Raw genomic sequence first — 5,739 nt, 5'->3', positions numbered from 1 at the left:
ATGATGTTGCCGGACCCTTCCCAGATCGAATTGACCGGTGCCTCGCGGTAGAGCCGCGCCATCGCCTTCGAGCAGCCAGCGCGAGAACGCGCGCAGATCGTCGTGGACCAGCGTGCCGGGCGGCAGGCCGCCCTTGGCCAGCGTGCCTTCGCCCTTGCCGGTGCGCACCAGGTGCGGCGCGCAGCCGAGGGCGACGCCGGCCTCCAGGTCGCGCAGCGAATCGCCGACGATCGGCACGCCGCGCAGTTCGATGCCGAAGCGTTGCGCGGCCTGCTGGATCAGGCCGGGCTTGGGTTTGCGGCAGTCGCACGCGTCCGCGGCGGTGTGCGGGCAGAAGAAGATCGCCTCGACGCGGCCGCCCAGGCGCGCCAGCGCCTTGTACATCTTCTCGTGCATCGCGTTCAGCGCGCTCATCTCGAACAGGCCGCGGCCGATGCCGGACTGGTTGCTGGCGACCACGACGCGGAAGCCGGCCTCGTTCAGCGCGGCGATCGCTTCCAGGCTGCCGGGGATTGGAATCCATTCGTCCGGCGTCTTGATGAACTGGTCGCTGTCGAGGTTGATGACCCCATCGCGGTCCAGGATCACGAATTTGGGCGGTGTCTGCGGCATGGCGGCGCTTCGGTAACGGGTACGGTCGGTGCGGCTGGGGCGGTGCGTCCGTGCAGGGCGCGGCCGATCAGGCGGCCAGCTTCGAGATGTCGGCGACGCGGTTGGCCAGCGCATGCAGCGAGGCCAGCAGGGCGAGGCGGTTGGCGCGCAGCTGCGCATCCTCGGCCATCACCATCACGCCGTCGAAGAAGCGGTCCACCGCGTCGCGCAGCCGGGCCAGGTCGCGCAGCGCGGCGGTGAAGTCGCCGCGCGCGAACGCCGCCTCGACCCCGGGCCGCACGCTGTCGATGGCGGCGTGCAGCGCGCCTTCGGCGTCTTCCTGGAACAGCGCCGGCGCGACCTCGCCGACCGCCTCGGTATTCTTGCGCAGGATATTGGTGATCCGCTTGTTGGCGGCCGCCAGCGCGTCCGCCTCGGGCAGCGCGGCGAAGGTGCGCACCGCTTCCATGCGGCCAAGGATGTCGTCGAGCCGCTGCGGGCGCAGGCTGACCACCGCCTCGACCTCGTTGGTGGTGTAGCCCTTGTCCTTCAGATAGCCGCGCAGGCGGTCGTACAGGAAGTCGGTGATGTCCTCGCGCGCGGGCTTGACCGCCGGCACGCCGGCGAAGGCCTGCTCGGTCAGCGCCAGCAGCGCGTCGATGCCCACCGGCAGCGGCGTCTCGACCAGCATGCGCAGGATGCCCAGCGCATGGCGGCGCAGCGCGAACGGATCCTTCTCGCCGGTCGGCTGCACGCCGATGCCCCAGATGCCGACCAGCGTCTCGAGCTTGTCGGCCAGCGCGACCGCGATGCTGACCGGGTTCGACGGCAGCGCATCGCCGGCAAAGCGCGGACGGTAGTGTTCGGAGCAGGCCAGCGCGACTTCCTCGGCCTCGTCGTCGTGGCGCGCGTAGTAGGTCCCCATCGTGCCCTGCAGTTCGGGGAATTCGCCGACCATATCGGTCAGCAGGTCGGCCTTGGCGAGTTCCGCGCCGCGCATCGCCGCCGCCTTGTCGACCGGCACGCCGGCCCTGGCCAGCGCATCGGCGATATGGCCGGCGATCTGCTGCAGCCGCTGCACGCGGTCGAGCTGGGTGCCGATCTTGTTGTGATAGACCACGTTGGCCAGCTGCGGCACGCGCGAGGCCAGCGTCTTCTTGCGGTCCTGGTCGAAGAAGAACTTGGCGTCGGCCAGGCGCGGGCGCACCACGCGCTCGTTGCCGCCGATGATCGACTGCGGCGTGTCGGTGGCCAGGTTCGACACGATCAGGAAGCGGTTGCGCAGCTGCCCGTTGGCGTCGGTCAGCGCGAAGTACTTCTGGTTGGTCTGCATCGTCAGGATCAGGCACTCCTGCGGCACGGCGAGGAAGGCCTCCTCGAAATGGCAGGCGTAGACCACCGGCCATTCGACCAGCGCATTGACCTCGTCGAGCAGCGCCTCGGGCATGATCACGCGATCGGCGCCGGCGGCGGCCAGCAGCCCCTCGCGGATGCGCTCGCGCCGCCGCGCATAGCTGGCCAGCACCTTGCCCTGGTCCTCGAGCACGGCGGCGTAGCGCTCGGCGTGCGGGATCTCGATCTCGCCGCCGGACAGGAAGCGGTGGCCCAGCGTGCGCTGGCCCGCGGCCAGCCCGAGCGCGGAGACCGGCACGACCTTGTCGCCATGCAGCGCGATCAGCCGGTGGGCCGGACGCACGAAGTTGACGGTGCTGCCGTCCGGGCGCTGGTAGCTCATCACCTTCGGGATCGGCAGCTTGCCGATGGTCTCGTCCAGCGCGGCCTGCAGGCCGTCGGCCAGCACCGCGCCGCGCGCGGTGTAGCGGTAGAACAGCGCCTCGGCCTTGCCGTCGGAGGCGCGCTCCAGCGTCTGCCAGTCGATCGAATCGACGCCGACCGATTTGGCCAGCGCGGCCAGCTTCTTGGCCAGCGGCGCGGTCGGCTCGCCGGCCGCGTCGAGCGCCACCGACACCGGCAGCACCTTCTCGCGCTGCTCGCGGTCCGGCGCGCTCTCGCGCACGCCGCTGATCAGCGCGGCCAGGCGGCGCGGCGTCGCGTACGGCGTCACCGTGCTGCCGTCATCGAGCAGGCCGCGCTCGGCCAGGCCGGCGAACAGGCCCTGGGCAAAGGCCTCGCCCAGGCGTGCCAGCGCCTTCGGCGGCAGCTCTTCGGTGAACAGTTCGATCAGCAGCGAATCGGTCAGGGGTTGCGACATGAATCGGTTCCAACGGTTTGTGGCGCACGCCGGCATCGGCGGCGCCGGAAAGGTTCAGCGGCGCTCAACAGCGCGGTTCGACGCCCGACAGCAGCCATAGCCCATGCTGCTGGCGAAACTGCAGTGTGGTCGAGCGGCATGCGGACTGCGTGCTGCCGGCCAGCTTCTCGCTGTTCGCGGAGAAGCGCGCATACAGCCGGTGATGGCGGCGATCGTAGCGGATCTCGTCGATGCGGCCGCCGATCCAGAAGTCGATCCGCGGCGGCAGTTGCGAGGCCGAATGGTAGGTCCGCACCAGGCGCCGTTGGCGGCCGTTGCGGTGCGTGGTCTCGACCCAGGTCAGCGGATAGCGGATCGCGCTCTCGTAGGCGCGCAGCGGCACGCGCCGCCAGCCCAGGTCCCTGGACCCGGACAGGTCGCACGACATCGAGCGCACCAGCTGCGTCCACTGGTCGATCGCGTTGGCGCTCGGCTGCAGATGCTTGTTGATGGACTGCTGCAGCGCCTGCGAATCGCCTTCGCAGACGTTGGCCTGCTCGGCCGACGGGTAGAGCACTTGCGAGGCCTGGGCATAGGCCGAGGGCACGATGGCGTGCGCGCCGCCCGCGGCGGCCACCGCCAGCGCGCAGCACAGCGCACGGCGTGCCATCGAGTTCATGCGGCGGCCTCGGCGGCGGCGGTCCCGGCGGTCGCGCCGCCGGCCGGCCCGCACATCGGGAAGCCCAGCGCCTCGCGCGATTCGTAGTAGGCCTGCGCGACCAGCCGCGACAGATTGCGGATGCGGCCGATATAGGCGGCGCGCTCGGTCACCGAGATCGCGCCGCGTGCGTCCAGCAGGTTGAAGGTGTGGGCGGCCTTGAGCACCTGTTCGTAGGCCGGCAGCGCCAGCTTGGCGCCGGCCGCCTGGGTTGCCGCATCCGCGCCGGCCTCCGCGCCGACGCCCATCAGCCGCTTGGCCTCGCTCTCGTGTTCGGCGAAATGGCGGAACAGGATGTCGGTGTTGCTCTGCTCGAAGTTGTAGGTCGACTGCTCGACCTCGTTCTGGTGATAGACGTCGCCGTAGGTCAGGCGGCGCGTCTTGCCGTTTTCTTCCCACTCGGTCCAGACCAGGTCGTAGACGTTCTCGACGCCCTGCAGATACATCGCCAGCCGTTCGATGCCGTAGGTGATCTCGCCGGTGATCGGCTTGCAGTCGATGCCGCCGACCTGCTGGAAGTAGGTGAACTGGGTCACCTCCATGCCGTTGAGCCAGACCTCCCAACCCAGGCCCCAGGCGCCCAGCGTCGGGTTTTCCCAGTCGTCCTCGACGAAGCGGATGTCGTTCTGCTTCAGGTCCAGGCCCAGCGCCTCGAGCGAGCCCAGGTACAGCTCGAGAATGTTCTCCGGCGCGGGCTTGAGCACGACCTGGTACTGGTAGTAGTGCTGCAGCCGGTTCGGGTTCTCGCCGTAGCGGCCGTCCTTCGGGCGGCGCGACGGTTGCACATAGGCGGCGCGCCACGGCTCCGGGCCGATCGCGCGCAGGAAGGTATGCACGTGCGAGGTACCGGCGCCAACCTCCAGATCGATGGGTTGCAACAGCGCGCATCCTTGCCGGTCCCAGTAGGACTGCAAGGTCAGGATCATTTGTTGGAAGGTCAGCATAACGAAGACGACGGTTCGCGGAGTGTTGGCCCGGCGGCGGGCCACCGAAGCGGAAGCGGGCTAGGACGGCGGTCGGACAAGCCGGCCCCGCCGTTGCCAAACCCAGAATTCTAGCGGTTTTTTGCCCGGCAGCCGCCGAAGGGAAGGGCACGGCAGCCGGGCGAGGACTTCGGGTAAATCCCGAGGGATCTCAAGTTCCGGAAGCGCCTGCCGTTATCGATTTTTGTATACATTATTGAAAAGCTGTTCGACAGAGGCAGCGGACGGCGCCGCGCGGGCGCCCGTCGGCGCCAAGACAACGGGGACAACAACATGTCGTTTCTTTCGCACAAACCCTATCGGGTCGCCCTGGCGGTGATGGCGGCGGCTGCCGCGGTATCGATCGTCGCGAGCGTGATCCAGTAAGGCTCGGCCGCCCAGGCCCGCGAAACGCTCAGGCGCCGGCGCCGCGCCGGCCCGACGCCGCGCGCCAGGCCACCACCAGCAGCACCAGCAGGCAGCCGAGCACCGCCGGCACATTGCCGACCCGCACATAGGGCGTCAGCCCGCGCGTGCCCTGTACCTGTGCGCTGAGCGTGCCGGTGGTGAAGGTCGCCAGCCGCGCCGGCACGCTGCCGTCCGGCGCGACCACCGCCGTCATGCCGGTATTGGTCGAGCGCAGCATCGGCCGGCGGGTCTCCAGCGCACGCATCCGCGAGATCTGCAGGTGCTGATCGAGCGCGATGGTGTCGCCGAACCAGGCCAGGTTGGTGACATTGACGAGCACATTGGCCGGCTGCGGCTGGCCGCGCAGCGTGCGCGCGATTTCCTCGCCGAACAGATCCTCGTAGCAGATATTGGGCGCCACCATCACGCCGCGCACCGGCAGCGGCGCCTGCGCCAGTCCGCCGCGGCGGAAGTCCCCCAGCGGCATCTTCATCATGTCGACGAACCAGCGGAAGCCCCAGGGGATGAACTCGCCGAAGGGCACCAGGTGGTGCTTGTCGTAGCGGTACAGCCCCTTCATCTCGGGGCCGATGCCGAACACGCTGTTGGTGAAGTCGACCGGCGAGTCGGCGCCCGCGGCGCCAAACAGCAGCGCGGTGCCGGTGCCGACGCTGAACTGCCGCAGCGCCAGCGCGATCTCCGGCGGCATGTCCTGCAGGATCAGCGGGAACGCGGTCTCCGGCGTGACCACCAGGTCGGCCGGGGCGGCGGTGATCATGTCGCGGTACAGCGCGTTGGAGCGGGCGATGCCGGCCGCCTCGAACTTGATGTCCTGCGGCACGTTGCCCTGCAGCAGCCGCACCGACAGC

Annotated in this window: 5 protein-coding genes; all 5 read right to left on the bottom strand. The window is 69.5% G+C overall.

Annotation, left to right across the window (positions count from 1 at the left end; genetic code table 11):
- Positions 1-612 (bottom strand): D-glycero-beta-D-manno-heptose 1,7-bisphosphate 7-phosphatase (gmhB, locus tag B551_RS12585; protein ID WP_023264213.1); only part of this gene is annotated, 612 nt, incomplete at its 3' end.
- Positions 613-679: 67 nt separating this feature from the next.
- Positions 680-2,803 carry a glycine--tRNA ligase subunit beta gene (gene glyS / locus B551_RS12580; RefSeq protein WP_006579595.1) on the bottom strand — a complete coding sequence of 708 codons (2,124 nt, stop codon included), beginning with the start codon at positions 2,801-2,803 and terminating at the stop codon, positions 680-682.
- Positions 2,804-2,867: 64 nt separating this feature from the next.
- Entirely contained in the window at positions 2,868-3,461 is a 594-nt protein-coding gene (locus B551_RS12575) for a hypothetical protein (protein ID WP_006579596.1), read from the bottom strand.
- A complete protein-coding gene (glyQ, locus tag B551_RS12570; RefSeq protein WP_023264211.1) occupies positions 3,458-4,444 on the bottom strand; it encodes a glycine--tRNA ligase subunit alpha in 987 nt (328 codons plus the stop codon). Before glyQ ends, B551_RS12575 begins: the two co-directional genes overlap by 4 nt.
- A gap of 433 nt (positions 4,445-4,877) precedes the next feature.
- The coding region (gene lnt / locus B551_RS12565) for an apolipoprotein N-acyltransferase (RefSeq protein WP_043439269.1) at positions 4,878-5,739 on the bottom strand (862 nt) is incomplete at its 5' end.

The organism is Cupriavidus sp. HPC(L), assembly GCF_000307735.3.
Taxonomy (GTDB): domain Bacteria; phylum Pseudomonadota; class Gammaproteobacteria; order Burkholderiales; family Burkholderiaceae; genus Cupriavidus.
The sequence above is the reverse complement of the archived record's forward strand: the minus strand, read 5'-3'. Positions and strand labels throughout refer to the sequence as shown.

Coding starts and splice junctions, on each gene's coding strand:
- glyS (WP_006579595.1), bottom strand. CDS start 2,803: ATGTCGCAACCCCTGACCGATTCGCTGCTGATCGAACTGTTCACCGAA.
- glyQ (WP_023264211.1), bottom strand. CDS start 4,444: ATGCTGACCTTCCAACAAATGATCCTGACCTTGCAGTCCTACTGGGAC.
- B551_RS12575 (WP_006579596.1), bottom strand. CDS start 3,461: ATGAACTCGATGGCACGCCGTGCGCTGTGCTGCGCGCTGGCGGTGGCC.